This window comes from Modestobacter marinus, from assembly GCF_019799945.1.
GTDB classification, from domain to species: Bacteria; Actinomycetota; Actinomycetes; order Mycobacteriales; family Geodermatophilaceae; genus Modestobacter; species Modestobacter marinus_B.
This window is the reverse complement of sequence record NZ_JABGCH010000050.1, coordinates 1-16,871: the sequence shown is the minus strand read 5'-3', so window position 1 is coordinate 16,871 and position 16,871 is coordinate 1. Positions and strand designations below refer to the sequence as shown.

Sequence of the window (16,871 nt, the reverse complement as noted above, 5' to 3'; positions counted from 1 at the left end):
GAGCCTGAACACCCTCCGTCCCGAACTACAGGCCTGTGACTCAGCCGGGCCGTTCGGACTTACTCGTCTAGGGGCCGCTGCCCCTCCGCCGTTGATCAGTAGAAGGACCCTCCTGCCCGCACCGCTCGCGAGCTCGCGGCGGGCCCCTGCAGGAGGGCCGTGAGCTGTCGTGCGGGGTTGCCCGGCGTCGCGACGCACGGCACGGTGACCCGATGGCCACCGCGGAGGAACGGGACGGTGTCCGGCTGACCAGCCTGGACTCCCCACTGGGCGACGGGCTCGAGGTGACCAAGCGGGACCTGGTCGACCACGTGGACGCGTTCGCCGACCGGCTGCTGCCGCTGCTGGCCGAGCGGCCGCTCACCATCAAGCGGGTGCGGCCCGGGGCGGCGCCGTTCATCCAGCGTGACGTCCCCAAGGGTGCGCCGGAGTGGGTGCGCACCGTCCCCACCTGGTCCGACCGAGCCCGCCGCGAGGTGCACCAGGTGCTCTGCGACGACCGGCGCACGCTGCTGTGGCTGGCCAACCAGCGGGCCGTCGAGTACCACGTGCCGTTCAGCCGGGTAGGGGAGGAGCAGCCCACCGGGCTGGTGCTCGACCTCGACCCGCCGGACGGCGCCGACTTCACGGCCGTGGTCCGGGCGGCGCGGCTGGCCCGGCAGGTGCTCACCGACTCCGGGCTGGCCGGCGCGGTGAAGACCAGCGGGTCGACCGGGCTGCACGTCGTCGTCCCGGTGCACGGCTCCTCACCGGAGGACGTCGCAGCCGCCACCCGCGCGCTCGCCGCCCGGACCGAGCGGCTGGACCCGGCGGTGGCGACGACCGCGTACGTGCTCACCGAGCGGGGCGACCGGGTCTTCGTCGACTCCACCCGCTCGGGCCGCGGCACGATCGCCGCCGCCTACAGCCCCCGGGTGCGGCCGGGACTGCCGGTGTCCGCGCCGGTCGACTGGGACGCGCTGGACGACGTGCGGCCCGGGGACGTCACGGTCCGCACCGCGGCGGAGCGGTTCGGGGACGCCGACCCCTGGGCGGCCGCGCTGCCGCAGCCGCAGCGGCTGCCGGACGACCTGGTCGCCGAGGGCCACACGATCCCCATCGCCCGCGTGCAGGCCATGCACGAGGGACGCCGCCGCGCCGCCCGTGCCCGCGCGGCCGACGAGGGGGCGTGACGGCGATCGGTCGCGGGGTGGACCGACGGGCCCCGTCGAGGCCACCATGGCCGGCAACCCGAGCCGGAGGTTGCCGGATGGCCGAGATCCGCCGTGGACGCTTCAGCGCCGAGATCGAGGGTGACTTCGTCATGTTCCTCATCGGAGCCCGGCTGAACAGTCCGCTCCGGGTGCTGCAGAGCTTCGTCGACCTCGGCGGCCGGCGGGGGATGCCGGCGATGCTGGACGCGCTGATGGCCGACCCGGGCAAGGGGCTGCTGGGCTACCGGATGGGCTTCCCGACGATCGTGCAGTACTGGCGGAGCTTCGAGCACCTGGAACGGTTCGCCCGCGACCCCGGTGATCTGCACCGGCCGGCCTGGCTGAACTGGTACCGGCGGGCTCCGCAAGGGCGCACGGGCATCTGGCACGAGACCTACCTGGTGCGCGCGGGGGAGTACGAGGCGGTCTACGACAGCGTTCCGGTCGCCGGACTCGCGGACGCCGGCCGGGCCGTGCCCCTCGACCGGTCCAGCTCGGCGCGGCACCGGCTCGGCAGGGCGGCCACGGGCTGATGGCGGGGCACGGGACGTCGACGTCCCGCGCCGGAGGGCGGGAGGTGGCCTCCATCGTGGTCCGCGGATCGATCGGTGCGCCGGGCGTCCCACCGATGCGCTCGTTCGACCCCAGGGTCGTCGGGGCGGCCGAGTGCCGGGCCTGGATCACCTACTACCGGCGGCAGTGGGGTGCCCTGCTCGTGACATCCGTGCGCCTGGTCAGGCACGCGTTCGGGCTGTCGTGGCCGCGGACCGTGCTGGGGGCGTGGTGGGTGCTGCGGGCCAACCAGGTCTGGGCGCCCTACCCGGAGAACCGTCCTGACCTGGCCCGGGACCTGATGCGCAGGTTCTACGTGCTCCTCGCGCGGAGTTCCGGGGAGCGGTTCGACCCGGTGGAGGTGGCCCGGCTGGAGGTCGAGTGGTGGCGGGTGCACCGCGAGCTGCAGCACGACGCCGACGCGGGGGACCGGCGGGGCGTGGAGCCGCTGGTGGCAGCCCTGCAGTCGCTGTACGCCGCCATCTACGGGGTCCCCGCGTCCGCGGTCCGGCTGGCCGCGGAGGAGCGTGCCGAGGCGATGTGGGTGTCCGACGCGTGGGTGCGGTCGGGCCGCGACCTCACGAGCCCGCTGGTCGTCGAGGAGCGCGCGGCCCTGGTGCGCTCCTACGCCGCGCTGCTCGCCGCGGTGCACCGGGCGCCGGCGGCCCCCGTCGGGCACCCCGGCATGGTCTGAAGACCGGGTCCTGCGCCGCCGGCATGGTCTGAGGACCGGGGCCGAGGCTCAGGTGGCCGCGACCAGGCACCGGTCGCGTCGGGTCGCACTCCTGATGCGTCGCCCGGTGGCGGAACCGGATCACGGCGGCTCTGGTTCCGGTGGGCGATGGGGGCGTGGCCGGACTCAGCCGTGGCCCAGGTCGACGACGCAGAACAGGTTGCCCTCGGGGTCGGCCAGCACCACGAAGTCGGGGTCGGCCGGGTAGTCGTCCCACGCCACCTCCCGGGCGCCCAGCGCGACCAGGCGCCGGACCTCGGCGGCCTGCTCCGCGGCGTCGGCGACGTGCAGGTCGAGGTGCAGCCGGGGATGCGACCGCGGCGGCGTCTCGCTGCGCTGCAGCGCCAGCCGGGTCCCCGGCCCGCCGGCGGGCGGGGCCAGCACGTTCGCCCAGCCGCCGAAGCCGCCCTCGACCAGCTCGTAGCCCAGCGCCTGCCGCCAGAACCCGACGGCGCGAGCCACGTCGCCCGCGCCCAGCACGACCACGCCCACCGTCAGCACGCGTCGAGCGTGCCAGGCCGGGAGGCCCCCGGCCGGGGCGTGGGGACGGCGGCCGGTGTCAGGCGGAGATCTCGCGCCCGTCCTGCCCCCACAGCGTGTGGAAGGTGCCGTCCTTGTCCACGCGCCGATAGGTGTGCGCCCCGAACAGGTCGCGCTGTCCCTGGATCAGCGCGGCCGGCAGCCGCGGTGCGCGCAGCCCGTCGTAGTAGGCGAGCGCGCTGGCGAAGCCCGGCGCCGGGATGCCGTGCCGCGCGGCGCCGATGACGACCTCGCGCCAGCCGTCCTGGCAGTCGGTGACGGCCGTGGTGAAGTACTCGTTGGTGAGCAGGGTGGTGAGGTCCGGCTCGGTGGCGAACGCCTGCCGGATCCGGTCCAGGAACCGGGCCCGGATGATGCAGCCGTCCCGCCAGATCGCCGCCAGCGCGCCGCGGTCGATGTCCCAGCCGTGCTCCTCGGCGCCGGCCGCGATCTGGTCGAAGCCCTGCGAGTAGGCGACCACCTTCGATGCGTACAGCGCCTGGCGGACCGACTCGATGAAGGCGTCCCGGTCCGGGATCTGCCACTCGCCCTTCGGGCCGGGCAGCACCTGCTGCGCGGCCATCCGCTGGTCGACGGCGCCGGAGAGCGCGCGGGCGAACACGGCCTCGGCGATGCCGCTGACCGGGACGCCGAGGTCGAGCGCCGACTGCACGGTCCAGCGGCCGGTGCCCTTCTGCTCGGCCTGGTCGACCACGACGTCGACGAACGGGGTGCCGGTCTCCGCGTCGGTGTGCCGCAGCACCTGGGCGGTGATCTCCACCAGGAAGCTCTCCAGGTCGCCCTCGTCCCAGCCGGCGAAGACGTCGCCGATCTCGGCCGGGGTGAGCCCGAGCCCCTGGCGCAGCAGGTCGTAGGCCTCGGCGATCAGCTGCATGTCGGCGTACTCGATGCCGTTGTGCACCATCTTCACGAAGTGGCCGGCGCCGTCGGTGCCGACGTGGGTGCAGCACGGCTCGTCGCCGACCTTGGCCGCGATGGACTCCAGCAGCGGGCCGACCAGCGCGTAGGCCTCCGCGGAGCCGCCGGGCATGATGCTCGGCCCGTTGAGCGCGCCCTCCTCGCCGCCGCTGATGCCGGTGCCGACGAAGTGCAGGCCGCGGGCGGTGAGCGCCGCGGTGCGGCGGATGGTGTCGGGGAAGCGGGCGTTCCCGCCGTCCATCACGACGTCACCCTCGTCGAGCAGCGGCGCGAGCTCGTCGATGACCGCGTCGGTGGCCGCGCCCGCCTGCACCATGATGATGATCTTGCGCGGCCGCTGCAGCGTGTCGACGAACTCCTGCATGCTCGTGGTGGGCACGAAGTCGCCCTCGCTGCCGTGCTGCGCGACGAGCGCGTCGGTGCGGCTCTGCGAGCGGTTGTGCAGCACCACCTGGTGCCCGTGCCGGGCGAGGTTGCGGGCGAGGTTCGCCCCCATGACTGCGAGTCCGGTGACGCCGATCTGATCGCTCATGGGGGTTGACACTGCCCGACTGCGCCCGGTGCTGGCCAGTCCCCGTCCACTGCGTGGACGGGGATCACCGGCCCGTCAGCCGAGGCCGAGGTCCCGGCGGAGCTTGGCGACGTGCCCGGTGGCCTTGACGTTGTAGGACGCCTTCTCGATCCGGCCGTCGGCGTCGACGACGAAGGTCGACCGGATCACGCCGACGACCTCCTTGCCGTACAGCTTCTTCGGGCCGTAGGCGCCGTAGGCGGCGAGCACGCTCTTGTCCTGGTCGGAGACCAGGGTGATGTTCAGCGACTCCTTCTCGCGGAAGGTGTGCAGCTGCTCCGGCGGGTCGGGGGAGATGCCGATGATGTCCAGCCCGGCCTCGGCGAGGTCGCCGGCGGCGGCGGTGAAGTCGACCGCCTGGGTGGTGCAGCCGGGGGTCAGCGCGGCGGGGTAGCAGTAGACGATCACGCGGCGGCCGCGGTGATCGGTCAGCGACACGGTGTTCCCGTCGGCGTCGGGCAGCGAGAACTCCGGAGCCGGGTCCCCGGGGGCCAGGCGGACGGGCGCGACGTCGGTCTCGGTCATGGCCCGATCGTGCCGCACCGGGGCGAGCAACCCCAATCCGGCCGCCCCGCGGGTGCGCTCACCCGGCCAGGAAGGTGAACCGGACGTGCCGGCCCGGGTTGTCGACGTTGGTGTCGACGAAGCAGATGCGCTGCCAGGTGCCCAGCGCCAGGCGTCCCTCGAGGACCGGCACCGTGGCGTGCGGCGGCACGAAGGCCGGGAGCACGTGGTCGCGGCCGTGGCCGGGCGAGCCGTGCCGGTGCCGCCACCGGCCGTCCCGGGGGAGTAGCTGGTCAAGCTGGGCCAGCAGGTCGTCGTCGCTGCCCGCGCCGGTCTCGATGACCGCGATCCCCGCGGTGGCGTGCGGCACGAAGACCTGCAGCAGTCCGTCGCCCTCGTGCCGGACGAACTCCGCGCACTCGTCGGTCAGGTCGACGACCGAGGCCACGCCCCCGGTCCGCACCGCTCGCAGCTCCGATCGCATGGCCGCGACTGTGACACGCACGGCTCCGGAGGCGCAGCGCAGGAGGTGGGGTCCCGGGCATACTCCGCGCACCGTCTCTGAGGGGTGGCACGTCGTGTGGGTCAAGATCGCCGGCTTCAAGCCGCACACCGAGGACCGGTGGATCAACTCCGACCTGATCAGTGAGATCCGGTGGAACGCGCGCGAGGGCCGCTTCGACCTGACCATGGCCGACCAGCAGGACGTGCAGGTGTACGAGGCCGGCGGGATCGCGGAGATCGACCGGTTGGTCGGCTCCGAGGCCCACGAGGCCAATCCGCTCTACGGGTAGGCCCGGCCGGGGCGAGGGCGGCCCCACTACCCTCGGCGCACGTGACCCGCCCCGACGGCCGCGCGGCCGACCAGCTCCGCCCGGTGACCATCACCCGCAACTGGCTCGACCACGCCGAGGGCTCGGTGCTCGTGGAGTTCGGCCGCACCCGGGTGCTCTGCGCGGCAAGCGTCACCGAGGGCGTGCCGCGCTGGCGCAAGGGGTCGGGCCTGGGCTGGGTGACGGCGGAGTACTCGATGCTCCCGCGGGCCACCCACACCCGCAGCGACCGCGAGTCGGTGAAGGGCCGGATCGGCGGCCGTACCCACGAGATCAGCCGACTGATCGGCCGCTCGCTGCGGGCCTCGATCGACCTGGCCGCGCTGGGGGAGAACAGCATCGCCATCGACTGCGACGTGCTGCAGGCCGACGGCGGCACCCGCACCGCGGCGATCACCGGCGCCTACGTGGCGCTGGCCGACGCGGTGTCCTGGCTCGACGTGCGCAAGAAGCTCGCCCGGACGACCGCCATCGCCCAGTCGGTCGCCGCGGTCAGCGTGGGGGTCGTCGACGGCGAGCCGCGGCTGGACCTCGCCTACGAGGAGGACGTGCGTGCAGGCACCGACATGAACGTCGTGTGCACCGGGGGCGGCGGGTTCGTCGAGGTGCAGGGGACGGCGGAGGGCGCCGTCTTCGACCGGCCGACGCTCGACGCGCTGCTTGACCTCGCCGTCACCGGCTGCGCCGAGCTGACCGCGCTCCAGCAGCAGGCGCTGGCGGCATGAGCGCCCGCCTGCTGCTGGCCACCCGCAACGCCGGCAAGCTCGCCGAGCTCCAGCGGCTGCTGGCCACCGCGGTCCCGGGGGTGGAGGTGGTGGGGCTGCGCGACGTCCCCCAGTACCCGGAGGCGCCGGAGACCGGCGCGACCTTCGAGGAGAACGCGCTGCTGAAGGCGCGGGAGGCGGTCAAGTACACCGGTCTGCCGGCGGTGGCCGACGACTCCGGGCTGACCGTCGACGCGCTCAACGGCATGCCCGGCGTGCTGTCGGCCCGGTGGTCGGGCCGGCACGGGGACGACCCGGCCAACACCGCGCTGCTGCTCGGCCAGATCGCCGACGTGCCCGACGAGCGCCGGGGAGCTGCGTTCGTCTGCGCCGCGGCGCTGGTGACCCCGGACGGCGAGGAGCACGTGCTGCGGGCCGAGTGGCGGGGTGCGGTCGTCCGCGAACCGCGCGGCACCAACGGCTTCGGCTACGACCCGGTCTTCCGGCCCGCCGGGCTCGAGGTCACCGCGGCCGAGCTGGAGCCGGCCGAGAAGGACGCCCGCAGCCACCGCGGCCAGGCCTTCACCGCCCTGCTCCCGGTGATCGGCCAGGTGCTGGGCGGTCGCTGACGGTCAGCGGAACTCAGCGGCGGCGGCGACGGGTGCCGAACAGTCCGCGGGTGACCTCGCGGCCGAGGGCGGAGGCGGCGGAGCGGGCGAACGCCCGGAAGGCGGCGGAGCCGAGCACCTGCCCGACCAGGTCCTGGTCCGCCTCGCGGCTGTGCGGCCGCCGCCCGGCAGGGGCGTCCGGGACCTCGACGGGCTCCTCGCGCCGCGGCGCGGCGGGCGCCGCGGGTGCGAGCCGGGCGGCCAGACGCTCGTACGCGGACTCCCGGTCGACCGGCTCCCCGTACCGGGCGGCGAGCGGTGAGCCGGCGACCGCCGCCTCGAGGACGGCGGGATCGAGCGGCGCCATCAGCGAGCGGGGCGCTCGGAGCAGGGTCCAGGCGACCGGTGTCGGCGCGCCGCGCTCGGACAGCACGGTGACGGCGGCCTCGCCGGTGCCCAGCGAGGTGAGCAGCTCCTCGAGGTCGTAGTCCGCCGTCCGGGGGAAGGTGGACACCGTCCGGCGCAGCGCCTTGGCGTCCTCCGGGGTGAAGGTGCGCAGGGCGTGCTGCACCCGGTTGCCGAGCTGCCCGAGCACCGCGCTGGGGACGTCGGTCGGGTTCTGCGTCACGAAGAAGACCCCGATGCCCTTGGACCGGATCAGCCGGACCGTCTGGGTCACGGCCTCCAGGAAGGCCTTGCTCGCCCCCGAGAACAGCAGGTGGGCCTCGTCGAAGAAGAAGACCAGCTTCGGCCGGTCCAGGTCACCCACCTCAGGCAGCTCCTCGAACAGCTCGGCCAGCAGCCACATGAGGAAGGTGGAGAACAGGGCCGGGCGGTCCTGCACCGCGGCGAGCTCGACCGCGGTGATGACGCCGCGGCCGTCGGGAGCGGTGCGCAGCAGGTCGGCCGGCTCCCAGGCCGGCTCGCCGAAGAACGAGTCCCCGCCGAGGTCCTCGAGGGCGATGAGCTCGCGGAGGATCACGCCGGCCGTGGCCGGCGCGAGCCCGCCCAGCCCCTTGAGGTCACCCTTGCCCTCGTCGCTGGTCAGCCAGGTGAGCACCGACCGCAGGTCCTTGAGGTCCAGCAGCGGCAGGCCGGCCTCGTCGGCGTAGTGGAACACCAGGCCGAGCGAGCTCTCCTGGGTGGCGTTGAGGTCGAGCACCTTGGACAGCAGCACGGGCCCGAAGTCGGTGACGGTCGCCCGCACGGGCACGCCGGCACCCAGCCCGCCGAGCGCGAGGAACTCGACGGGGGCGGAGGTCGGCGTCCACGCGTCACCGGTCTGCGCCGCGCGCGCGGCCACCTTGTCACCGGCCGGACCCGCCTGGGCCAGCCCGCTGAGGTCGCCCTTCACGTCGGCGACCACGACCGGGACGCCGGCCGCGGCGAGCTGCTCGGCCATGAGCTGCAGCGTCTTGGTCTTGCCGGTGCCCGTCGCCCCGGCGACCAGACCGTGCCGGTTGAGCATCGCCAGCGGCACCCGGACCGGCGCGCCGGGGTGCGGCGTCCCGCCGTGCACGACGGCGCCCAGCTCCAGGGCGGGGCCGGTGGTTGCGTAGGCGGCGGCGATCCGGGCGGCGACCGCGTCGACCCGTACGGACGGCGTGGACTCGGCGGCGGTCACGGCGCTGACCGTAACGGCGGGTGCGCGTCCCGGCAGGTCCGGCGCCGCCGGGGCGTGAGCTGCCGGCCGCCCGGGCACAGGCGGCAGATGCGGGTTCTCGTGGACGAGGTCAGGACGTTGCGCTTCGACGACGGGACGCCGGTGACCGCGGCCTCGGCGATCGCGCCGCTGGCCGACGGCTGGATCGTCGCCCAGGACGACGCCACGTCCGTCGCCTGGTGCCGCGGCGGCAGCGTCACGCCGCTCCGGGTGCTGCCACCCGTGGACGGGCACGACCGGTTCTCCCCGGCGGCGGGCACCAAGGGCCTGAAGCCGGACCTGGAGGTGGCGTGCCCGGCCGAGGTGGACGGCGGCCCGGCCGTCCTCCTGCTCGGCTCCGGCTCGTCCGCGCGGCGGATGCGGGGCGTGCTGGTGCGGCTCGACGAGGGGCGGCCGGTCGCGTCCGCGGGGGACCTCACCCCGCTGTACGGGCTGGTCGCCGAGCGCCTCGGCCTGCCGCTGGACCAGCTCAACCTCGAGGGCGCCAGCCGGCACGGCGGCACGGTGCGCTGGTTCAACCGCGGCAACCTGGCCGCCGGCGTCCGGTCCGGCAGTGTCGACGTCCCCCTGACGGAGCTGGTGGCCGCCGTCCTCGGCCGGGCCGATCCGGCGTCGGTGCCCACCGCGGAGCCGCGGACCTACGACCTCGGTGCGGTGGACGGCGTGGGCCTCGCGGTGACCGACGCCGTCGCGCTGCCCGACGGGCGGACCCTGCTCAGCGCCGCCGCGGAGGACACCCCCAACGCCATCGACGACGGACCCGTGGTAGCCACCGCGCTGGTGCTGCTCGACGGCGCGACCGTGCTGGACGTCGCGCCGGTCCCCGAGGTGGGCGGCCGGGTGCACAAGATCGAGGGGCTCGCCCTACGCGAGATCCACGACGACCGGGTGGAGCTGTCGGCCGTCGTGGACGCCGACGATCCGGAGCTGCCGTCGGCGGAGCTGCGGCTGCGCGTGGCGCTGGACCGAGTCCTGAGCTCCGCCGGCTGGTGACGGCGAAGGCGGTTGCCCCCACCACGACCTGGACCAGCAGCAGCAACGCGATCACCATCTCCACGGCGGCGCCGAACCCGGTCGCGATCCCCGCGATCCCGGTGAGCGGCAGCGCGAGCAAGCCGAGCACGGCCAGCGCGCGGGTGAGCACGGCGTCGTCCCGCTCGTCACCGGTCCGGGTCCACGCCCGCTCGAAGGTCGTCGCGCTTCCCGGCTGCCGGCGGACGCGCCAGGCCATGACGGCGACGGCGACCATCCCGACCAGCGCACCCTGCAGGAACCCCACGCCCATGTTCCCCGGCCCGTACTCGCGCAGCAGCAGCCCGGTGGCGATCAGCAGCGCCAGCACGACGAGGACGGCGGCCAGCACGAGCGGTGTCGGGTTGGCGGTGCGGCGGTCAGTCGGCATGGAACATCTCCTCGACGCTGCGGTGGAAGTGGCGGGCGATGGCGATGGCCAGCGGGAGTGAGGGGTCGTAGCGGCCGGTCTCGATCGAGTTGACCGTCTGCCGGGAGACGTCGAGCGCCTCGGCCAGCTCGCGCTGGGACAGCCCAGCGGCCAGCCGCAGCTCGCGGACGTCGTTCCTCATGGCCACCTCAACTGTCAAGCTGCCTTGTCATGGAAAAGGTGCTTGACACTCGTGGCCCGTGTCAAGACAGCTGGTCTTCCGGGGGCGAGGGGGAGGTGTCCGAGTGCGGGAGGCGGGAGTCGAACCCGCACGCCCGAAGGCACCAGATCCTAAGTCTGGCGTGGCTGCCGTTACACCACTCCCGCGTGGCCCGCAGTCTAGGAGCCGGTCGGCCGCGTCGAGCCCGGCACGCGGGCGAGCGGGGCTGTCAGTGAGGCGGCGAGCCCCAGGACCAGTACGGAGGTGCCGGCGCCTCCCGGCTGTACCAGGAGGCCCCCAGAGCTGAGCGCGATCCCCCGCGGCGAGGGCGATGGTCAGCCAGCACCGTGCGCCCGAGCGCCACTCGGCGACCGTGCCCACCACGACCAGGGCGGTCAGGGTCACCACGGTCCCCGGACATCCGCCGTCCTGGACCACCAGCGAGGTGACCAGTCGCCACACCTGCCCGTACGCCAGGGTCGCCCGGCCCCGCTCCAGCGCGCCCAGCAGTGCGGGGGCGGACGTGAGCTGCCACGAGGCTGACCGCGCCCACGGCGAGCAGCGTGCCGGCCGTCGCCGCCGGGCACCGGCGGGGGATCGCCCGGTCGTGCAGGGCCGGACCGGCCGTGGCGAGCGCGGCGCTCAGCAGTACCGCCGAGCAGGCCGCCGCCGAGGAGCCCATGGCCGGATCCTGCTCCGCATCCCCCGAACGGAGGCGGTGGCGGGACGTGACCAGGCCTTGCGGCGGGGGATCTGGCAGGCTGTCGCCCGTGCCGCGCAGCCCCGAGCAGATCCAGCATGAGATCGATGCCGCCCGCGAGTCGCTCGCGGCCACCTTGGACGAGCTGGCGTTCCGCACCAGCCCCAAGCGGCTGAGCGAGCAGGCCAAGGTCAAGGCGCAGGAGTTTCTGCAGAGCCCGCCCGGCAAGGCGCTGATCGCCGCCGTCGGCTCGCTGGTCGCCTTCCTCGTCGTCCGCCGGATCGTCCAGGCCGTCCGCGACTGACCGGCCCCGCCGTGCCCAACCCTCGTCCGGACCCGGTCGGGCCCGGGCAGGAGTCGGTCTGGAGCTACCCCCGCCCGCCGTCTGCCGAGGTGACCCCCCGGCGGATCGAGGTCGTCCTCGGCGGCCGGGTCGTCGCCCGCACCGACCGGGCGGTCCGCGTGTGCGAGACCAGCCACCCGCCGGTCTACTACGTGCCCCGCGACGACGTCCTGCCCGGTGTCCTGCAGCCGGCGGCCGGCTCGTCGTGGTGTGAGTTCAAGGGGACGGCGACCTACTGGGACGCCGTCGTCGACGGCATCCGCCACCCCGCGGTGGCCTGGAGCTACGAGGCGCCGACCACCGGCTACGAGCACCTGCGGGGCGCGGTCGCCTTCTACCCGGGCCGGGTCGACGCCGCGACCGTCGACGGTGAGCGCGTGCGGCCGCAGGCCGGCGGCTACTACGGCGGCTGGATCACCGACGAGGTGGTCGGCCCCTTCAAGGGGGAGCCCGGCTCGCGCGGGTGGTGATGAGTACCCCCTAGGGGTACCATGGCGGCATGACTGGCTACGCCGGCAACAAGGACCAGCTCCTGGCGCGCCTCAAGCGCGTGGAGGGGCAGGTCCGCGGCATCGCGCGGATGGTCGAGGACGATACGTACTGCATCGACGTCCTCACCCAGGTCTCGGCGGCCACCAAGGCGCTGCAGGCCGTCGCGCTCGGCCTGCTCGACGACCACCTGGGGCACTGCGTCCGGGAGGCGGTCGCGGCCGGCGCCGACGACGACGGCGCCTCGGCCGACGCCAAGATCGCCGAGGCTTCCGCCGCCATCGCCCGGCTCGTCCGGTCCTGAACCCACCCCCTTGCGAGGAAGAGAACACCGTGCAGACCCTGGACTTCACCGTCTCCGGCATGACCTGCCAGCACTGCGTCGCCTCCGTCACCGAGGAGGTCGGTGAGGTGCCCGGCGTCACCGAGGTCGACGTCGACCTGGCCACCGGCCGGCTGCACGTGGTCGGCGACGGCCTGAGCGCCGAGCAGGTGCAGGCCGCCGTCGCCGAGGCCGGCGACTACACGGCCCAGTCGGCATGACGGCCGGGCCGGAGGCGGTCCGGCCCGAGGTGCCGCTGGACGAGGTCCGCCTGGACATCGCGGGCATGACCTGCGCCAGCTGCGCCAACCGCATCGAGCGAAAGCTCAACAAGCTCGACGGCGTGCAGGCCAGCGTCAACTACGCCACCGAGGCCGCCACCGTGCGGTTCGACCCCGCCCGGGTCGGCACGGACCGGTTGCTGGCCACGGTGGAGGCTGCCGGCTACGTGGCCACTCTCCCCGCGCCGCCGCAGGTCGAGGAGGTGCCCGACCAGGCGCCCGACCCCGAGGCGGGGCTGCGTCAGCGGCTGCTGGTCAGCGCCGTCCTGGCCCTGCCGGTGCTGCTGCTGTCGATGGTCCCGGCGCTGCAGTTCGAGAACTGGCAGTGGCTGGCGCTCACCCTGGCCAGCCCGGTCGCCGTCTGGGGCGCCTGGCCGTTCCACCGGGCCGCGGTCGTCAACGCCCGGCACGGGGCCAGCACCATGGACACGCTGGTATCGATCGGCATCGCCGCGGCCTACCTGTGGTCGCTGTGGGCGTTGTTCCTCGGCGACGCTGGCATGTCCGGCATGACCATGTCCTCCACCCTGCTGCCCGAGCAGGGCGGCGGTGCCGACGAGCTCTACCTCGAGGTGGCCGCGGCGGTTCCCGTGTTCCTGCTGGCCGGCCGGTACGCCGAGGCCCGCGCCAAGCGCCGCTCCGGCGCCGCCGTGCGCGCGCTGCTGGAGCTGGGCGCCAAGGACGCCGCGGTCCTGCGCGGCGGCGTCGAGGTCTGGGTCCCGATCAGCGACCTCGCCGTCGGTGACCGGTTCGTCGTCCGGCCGGGGGAGAAGGTCGCCACCGACGGCGTCGTCGTCGGCGGCAGCTCCGCGGTCGACCTGTCGATGATCACCGGGGAGAGCGTGCCGGTGGAGGTCGCCGTGGGCGACCGGGTGACCGGGGCGACGGTCAACGTCGGCGGGCGGCTCGTGGTCGAGGCCACCCGGGTCGGCGCGGAGACGACGCTCGCCCAGCTCGGGCGGCTGGTCACCCAGGCGCAGAGCGGCAAGGCGCCGGTGCAGCGGCTGGCCGACCGGGTCTCGGCGGTCTTCGTCCCCGTCGTGCTGCTGATCGCCGTCGGCACCCTGGTCGCCTGGCTGCTGGTCACCGGCGACGTGACAGCGGCGTTCACCGCGGCGGTCGCCGTCCTGGTCATCGCCTGCCCGTGCGCGCTGGGCCTGGCCACGCCCACGGCACTGCTGGTCGGCACCGGCCGGGGCGCGCAGCTGGGGGTCCTGATCAAGGGCCCGGAGGTGCTGGAGAGCACCCGCACGGTCGACACCGTGCTGCTGGACAAGACCGGCACCGTCACCACCGGCGGGATGAGCGTGGTGGAGGTGGCCGGCGACCCGGCGACGCTGCGCCTGGCCGCCGCGGTGGAGGCCGGCTCCGAGCACCCGATCGCCCGCGCGATCGTCGTCGCCGCCGGGTCCGGGCTGCCCGAGGTGGTCGGCTTCGCCAACCGGCCGGGGCTGGGCGTCACCGGCACCGTCGAGGGGCACGCCGTGGTGGTCGGCGGCGACCAGCCGCTGCCCGAGAGGCTCGCCCCCGTGGCGGAGGCGGCGGAGGCGGCCGGGCGCACCGCCGTCCCGGTGGGCTGGGACGGCGAGGTCCGCGGCGTGGTCGTGGTCGCCGACACCGTCAAGCCGACCAGCGCGGCGGCCATCGAGCGGCTGCGCGGGCTCGGCCTCACCCCGGTGCTGCTGACCGGCGACAACCCCGGCGCCGCCCGCGCGGTGGCCCGCTCGGTGGGGCTCGACCCCGACCGGGGCGAGGTCGTGGCCGGCGTGCTGCCGGCCGGCAAGGTCGACGTGGTGCGCGACCTGCAGACCCGCGGCCGGGTGGTGGCGATGGTCGGGGACGGCGTCAACGACGCGCCCGCCCTGGCCCAGGCCGACCTGGGGCTGGCGATGGGCTCGGGGACCGACGTCGCCATCGAGGCCGGCGACCTCACGCTGGTGCGCCCGGACCTGGACGCGGCGGTGGACGCCATCCGGCTGTCCCGGCGCACCCTCGCGGTGATCAAGGGCAATCTGTTCTGGGCGTTCGCCTACAACGTGGCCCTGGTGCCGCTGGCCGCCCTCGGGTTCCTCAACCCGCTGCTGGCCGGGCTGGCCATGGCGGCGTCCTCGGTGCTGGTCGTGACCAACAGCCTCCGGCTGCGCCGGTTCCGGTCCGCGACCGCCTGACGGCGCCGCCCGGCCGTCGGTCAGGCGGCGGGACGGCGGGCGGTGATCAGCGGCAGGACGACGTCGGCGACGACCTCGTCGGCGAACTCCCGGGGTACCGGCTCACCGTGGAACAGCCAGCACTGCAGGATCGGCGCGCTGGCGGTGGCGGCGACCGCGGTCCCGGTCATGGAGACCCCGAGCTCGCCGCGCTGCACGGCGCGGTCCCAGACCTCACCGAACGCGGCTCCCCACAACGCCAGCGGGCCCTCGTGGAAGGCGGTCCGCAGGGCGGGCTCGTGCGACAGGGCCGACAGCAGTGCGCGGATGGCACCGCCGATCGGTCCGTTCACCGTGTCCACCAGCCAGCGCAGCAGCTCGCGGAGATCGCCCTCGAGCGAGCCGGTGTCCGGCACCTCGACCGGGGTGTGGCTGAGCTGGGCGACGGCGTCGGCCACCAGGTCGGACTTGGTGCGCCAGCGGCGGTAGATCGTCGCCTTGCCGACGCCGGCCGCGGCGGCGACCGCGTCCATCGTCAGGCCGCTGTAGCCGGAGCGGGCGAGGACCTCGAGGATCGCCGCCCGGATCGCCCCGTCGCGGGAGGGGTCGCGCGGGCGACCACCGCGCCCGGGCCGGTGGTCACCGGGTGGACTGACGTCAGACACGCCCGGGACAGTACCTGTGTTGATCTTCCGGCGGATGTGATCTACGACGGCGGATGCGGAACGGCGCCGTCCCGCCCGCGCGCCTGCGTGTCCGTGGGCTCACTGTCCGTCATCCTGCTGCCGTGACCGGGCACGCCGAATCTCTCCGCCCCTCCTGGGAGACCCCTCGCCGCGCCCGGCGGCTGCTGCTGGCGAGCACGGTGGACCACGTCCTGCCGAGCATCTCGCGGGTCGCCGGGGCGATGGGCCTGACCATCGGGACCGCGCCCGGGCTGCTCGACGTCGTCGACCACCAGGGCGGCCGGCGCATCGACCGGCTGCTGGAGCGGCTGGCCCGGGAGCTCACCACCGCCGAGACCGAGTGCGTGCGGGTCACCACCGACCCGCCGGGCGACGGCGTTGCCCTGGCCACCCGGCTGCTCACCGCCCCCACCCTCGCCGTCGAGCTGGCCCGTCGCGGGGTCACCGCGGAGATCGGCCTGCTCACCGGCGCCGAGCTGTGGCCGGTGTACCAGCCGATCATGTCGCTGCAGAGCGGCGGGATCGTCGGGCACGAGGCCCTGCTGCGCGGCCGGGTCGACGGGCGCGAGGTGGGCGGCGGCGACCTGTTCTTCCTCGCCGAGCGCGCCGGCTGGCTGCGCCGCCTGGACCGGCTGGCCCGGGAGGCGGCGATCCTGCACGCTGCCCCGTGGCTGGGCGGGGCCGACCTGTTCGTCAACTCCGACCCGGCGGCGGTGCACCGGCCCTCGGTCTGCCTGGCGAGCACCGAGCGCGCCGTGCACGAGGCCGGGATCGCGCCGCAGCAGCTGGTGTTCGAGGTGGTCGCCTCGCACACGGTCACCGACCGGGAGCACCTGATGTCGGTGCTCGACCACCACCGCTCGCTCGGCTGGCGGGTGGCGCTGGACGACGTCGGGGTGGGCTGGTCCAGCCTGGCGCTGGTGACCGTGGCCCGGCCCGACGTCGTGAAGCTCAGCAAGACGCTGGTCGCCCGGCTGGAGGAGCCTGGTCCGCAGGCCGTCGCCCGGGCGCTGTGCGAGCTGACCCACCTGCACGGCGGGCAGGTCGTGGCCGAGGGCGTGGAGTCCGAGCGGCTCGCCGACCTGGCCCGTCAGGTCGGCGCGGACCTCGGGCAGGGCTGGCTGTTCGGCCGTCCGGTGCGCCCGGAACCGCTGGCCGAGCCGGAGCTCGTCCTCGCCTAGCCTCGATCTTTCGTGATCTTGGCCGGGTGGGTGTGCGGGGGGTGATCGGCGTGGCTGATCGCAGCAGGGCGCGATAGAGCTCCGCGTCTGCCGTGGTTTCCGATTCCTGATCGTCGGGATGGTGTGGGGAGTCAGGTCGGGAAGGTGTTGAGCCGGCGCTGTCCGCGCAGCAGGTGATCGGCCCAGGGCCAGCCGCGGGGTATTCGCAGCAGGTGGCGGCGGCCGGTCCGAATGGTGCGGCCGGCGATGTTGAGCAGCCGCAGGCGTAGCCGTTTGGGTTCCCAGGTCCGGGCGGGGGTGTC

20 protein-coding genes, 1 tRNA gene and 1 pseudogene are annotated in these 16,871 nt (G+C 74.7%); 13 read left to right on the top strand and 9 right to left on the bottom strand.

Features of this window, described 5'->3' with window-relative positions; all coding sequences use genetic code 11:
* Positions 1-212: 212 nt before the first annotated feature.
* From HK417_RS23390 to HK417_RS23380, 3 genes are all read left to right on the top strand, one after another.
* Positions 213-1,172, top strand: a complete 960-nt coding sequence (locus HK417_RS23390; protein WP_222272746.1) for a DNA polymerase domain-containing protein — start codon at positions 213-215, stop codon at positions 1,170-1,172.
* A gap of 77 nt (positions 1,173-1,249) precedes the next feature.
* Positions 1,250-1,726 (top strand): DUF4188 domain-containing protein, encoded by a 477-nt coding sequence (locus HK417_RS23385; RefSeq protein ID WP_222272743.1) that lies wholly within the window; start codon positions 1,250-1,252, stop codon positions 1,724-1,726.
* 44 nt (positions 1,727-1,770) lie between these two features.
* Complete coding sequence (locus tag HK417_RS23380) at positions 1,771-2,439, top strand: hypothetical protein (protein ID WP_222272740.1); 669 nt, start codon at positions 1,771-1,773, stop codon at positions 2,437-2,439.
* A 165-nt stretch (positions 2,440-2,604) separates the two neighbouring features.
* Here HK417_RS23380 and HK417_RS23375 read toward each other — a convergent pair whose 3' ends face one another.
* The 4 genes from HK417_RS23375 to HK417_RS23360 all read right to left on the bottom strand — a co-directional run bounded on the left by HK417_RS23375 (position 2,605) and on the right by HK417_RS23360 (position 5,495).
* Positions 2,605-2,979, bottom strand: coding sequence for a VOC family protein (locus HK417_RS23375; protein ID WP_222272737.1), 375 nt, complete (start codon positions 2,977-2,979; stop codon positions 2,605-2,607).
* Positions 2,980-3,037: 58 nt separating this feature from the next.
* Complete coding sequence (gndA, locus tag HK417_RS23370) at positions 3,038-4,468, bottom strand: NADP-dependent phosphogluconate dehydrogenase (protein WP_222272734.1); 1,431 nt, start codon at positions 4,466-4,468, stop codon at positions 3,038-3,040.
* Positions 4,469-4,543: 75 nt separating this feature from the next.
* A complete protein-coding gene (gene bcp, locus HK417_RS23365) occupies positions 4,544-5,032 on the bottom strand; it encodes a thioredoxin-dependent thiol peroxidase (RefSeq protein WP_222272731.1) in 489 nt (162 codons plus the stop codon).
* 58 nt (positions 5,033-5,090) lie between these two features.
* Entirely contained in the window at positions 5,091-5,495 is a 405-nt protein-coding gene (locus HK417_RS23360; RefSeq protein ID WP_222272728.1) for a YjbQ family protein, read from the bottom strand.
* 94 nt (positions 5,496-5,589) lie between these two features.
* Here HK417_RS23360 and HK417_RS23355 point away from each other — a divergent pair, with 94 nt between their 5' ends.
* The 3 genes from HK417_RS23355 to rdgB are packed head-to-tail and all read left to right on the top strand — an operon-like array spanning position 5,590 to position 7,177.
* Positions 5,590-5,805, top strand: coding sequence for a hypothetical protein (locus HK417_RS23355; protein ID WP_222272724.1), 216 nt, complete (start codon positions 5,590-5,592; stop codon positions 5,803-5,805).
* 41 nt (positions 5,806-5,846) lie between these two features.
* Positions 5,847-6,569: a ribonuclease PH gene (rph, locus tag HK417_RS23350; RefSeq protein WP_222272722.1), complete on the top strand. Its 723-nt coding sequence runs from the start codon at positions 5,847-5,849 to the stop codon at positions 6,567-6,569.
* Entirely contained in the window at positions 6,566-7,177 is a 612-nt protein-coding gene (rdgB, locus tag HK417_RS23345; protein ID WP_222272719.1) for an RdgB/HAM1 family non-canonical purine NTP pyrophosphatase, read from the top strand. The genes rph and rdgB overlap by 4 nt, the downstream gene beginning before the upstream one ends.
* Positions 7,178-7,190: 13 nt before the next feature.
* Here the strand turns inward: rdgB and HK417_RS23340 are convergent, their stop codons facing one another.
* The gene (locus tag HK417_RS23340) at positions 7,191-8,780 is read right to left on the bottom strand and encodes a helicase HerA-like domain-containing protein (protein WP_308123808.1); all 1,590 of its coding nucleotides are present in this window, start codon (positions 8,778-8,780) and stop codon (positions 7,191-7,193) included.
* A gap of 87 nt (positions 8,781-8,867) precedes the next feature.
* On the opposite strand from HK417_RS23340, the gene HK417_RS23335 reads away from it, so the two are divergent.
* Positions 8,868-9,812: a DUF6910 family protein gene (locus tag HK417_RS23335; RefSeq protein ID WP_222272701.1), complete on the top strand. Its 945-nt coding sequence runs from the start codon at positions 8,868-8,870 to the stop codon at positions 9,810-9,812.
* 398 nt (positions 9,813-10,210) lie between these two features.
* On the opposite strand, the gene HK417_RS23330 is transcribed toward HK417_RS23335, so the two are convergent.
* Together HK417_RS23330 and HK417_RS23325 are read right to left on the bottom strand one after the other, a co-directional pair.
* Positions 10,211-10,402, bottom strand: a complete 192-nt coding sequence (locus HK417_RS23330) for a helix-turn-helix transcriptional regulator (protein ID WP_222272697.1) — start codon at positions 10,400-10,402, stop codon at positions 10,211-10,213.
* A gap of 104 nt (positions 10,403-10,506) precedes the next feature.
* Positions 10,507-10,587: transfer RNA gene (locus HK417_RS23325), tRNA-Leu, on the bottom strand.
* Positions 10,588-11,190: 603 nt separating this feature from the next.
* On the opposite strand from HK417_RS23325, the gene HK417_RS23320 reads away from it, so the two are divergent.
* The 5 genes from HK417_RS23320 to HK417_RS23300 are packed head-to-tail and all read left to right on the top strand — an operon-like array spanning position 11,191 to position 14,723.
* Positions 11,191-11,424, top strand: coding sequence for a DUF3618 domain-containing protein (locus HK417_RS23320; RefSeq protein ID WP_222272694.1), 234 nt, complete (start codon positions 11,191-11,193; stop codon positions 11,422-11,424).
* An 11-nt stretch (positions 11,425-11,435) separates the two neighbouring features.
* Positions 11,436-11,933 carry a DUF427 domain-containing protein gene (locus HK417_RS23315; protein ID WP_222272691.1) on the top strand — a complete coding sequence of 166 codons (498 nt, stop codon included), beginning with the start codon at positions 11,436-11,438 and terminating at the stop codon, positions 11,931-11,933.
* Between the two features lie 29 nt (positions 11,934-11,962).
* The gene (locus HK417_RS23310) at positions 11,963-12,256 is read left to right on the top strand and encodes a metal-sensitive transcriptional regulator (protein WP_222272688.1); all 294 of its coding nucleotides are present in this window, start codon (positions 11,963-11,965) and stop codon (positions 12,254-12,256) included.
* A 29-nt stretch (positions 12,257-12,285) separates the two neighbouring features.
* Positions 12,286-12,495, top strand: a complete 210-nt coding sequence (locus tag HK417_RS23305; protein ID WP_222272685.1) for a heavy-metal-associated domain-containing protein — start codon at positions 12,286-12,288, stop codon at positions 12,493-12,495.
* Positions 12,492-14,723: a heavy metal translocating P-type ATPase gene (locus HK417_RS23300; RefSeq protein ID WP_261327651.1), complete on the top strand. Its 2,232-nt coding sequence runs from the start codon at positions 12,492-12,494 to the stop codon at positions 14,721-14,723. The genes HK417_RS23305 and HK417_RS23300 overlap by 4 nt, the downstream gene beginning before the upstream one ends.
* Positions 14,724-14,743: 20 nt before the next feature.
* On the opposite strand, the gene HK417_RS23295 is transcribed toward HK417_RS23300, so the two are convergent.
* A complete protein-coding gene (locus HK417_RS23295; protein ID WP_222272680.1) occupies positions 14,744-15,367 on the bottom strand; it encodes a TetR/AcrR family transcriptional regulator in 624 nt (207 codons plus the stop codon).
* Positions 15,368-15,489: 122 nt separating this feature from the next.
* On the opposite strand from HK417_RS23295, the gene HK417_RS23290 reads away from it, so the two are divergent.
* Positions 15,490-16,569: an EAL domain-containing protein gene (locus HK417_RS23290; protein WP_222272678.1), complete on the top strand. Its 1,080-nt coding sequence runs from the start codon at positions 15,490-15,492 to the stop codon at positions 16,567-16,569.
* Positions 16,570-16,700: 131 nt separating this feature from the next.
* Here HK417_RS23290 and HK417_RS23285 read toward each other — a convergent pair.
* Positions 16,701-16,871: pseudogene (locus HK417_RS23285) on the bottom strand (IS1380 family transposase); the annotation flags it as partial.

What these genes read in the sequence shown, in the direction of transcription:
- HK417_RS23385 (WP_222272743.1), top strand. Translation starts at nt 1,250, where the DNA reads ATGGCCGAGATCCGCCGTGGACGCTTCAGCGCCGAGATCGAGGGTGAC.
- HK417_RS23390 (WP_222272746.1), top strand. Translation starts at nt 213, where the DNA reads ATGGCCACCGCGGAGGAACGGGACGGTGTCCGGCTGACCAGCCTGGAC.
- HK417_RS23310 (WP_222272688.1), top strand. Translation starts at nt 11,963, where the DNA reads ATGACTGGCTACGCCGGCAACAAGGACCAGCTCCTGGCGCGCCTCAAG.
- HK417_RS23330 (WP_222272697.1), bottom strand. Translation starts at nt 10,402, where the DNA reads ATGAGGAACGACGTCCGCGAGCTGCGGCTGGCCGCTGGGCTGTCCCAG.
- gndA (WP_222272734.1), bottom strand. Translation starts at nt 4,468, where the DNA reads ATGAGCGATCAGATCGGCGTCACCGGACTCGCAGTCATGGGGGCGAAC.
- bcp (WP_222272731.1), bottom strand. Translation starts at nt 5,032, where the DNA reads ATGACCGAGACCGACGTCGCGCCCGTCCGCCTGGCCCCCGGGGACCCG.
- HK417_RS23300 (WP_261327651.1), top strand. Translation starts at nt 12,492, where the DNA reads ATGACGGCCGGGCCGGAGGCGGTCCGGCCCGAGGTGCCGCTGGACGAG.
- rdgB (WP_222272719.1), top strand. Translation starts at nt 6,566, where the DNA reads ATGAGCGCCCGCCTGCTGCTGGCCACCCGCAACGCCGGCAAGCTCGCC.
- HK417_RS23335 (WP_222272701.1), top strand. Translation starts at nt 8,868, where the DNA reads ATGCGGGTTCTCGTGGACGAGGTCAGGACGTTGCGCTTCGACGACGGG.
- HK417_RS23360 (WP_222272728.1), bottom strand. Translation starts at nt 5,495, where the DNA reads ATGCGATCGGAGCTGCGAGCGGTGCGGACCGGGGGCGTGGCCTCGGTC.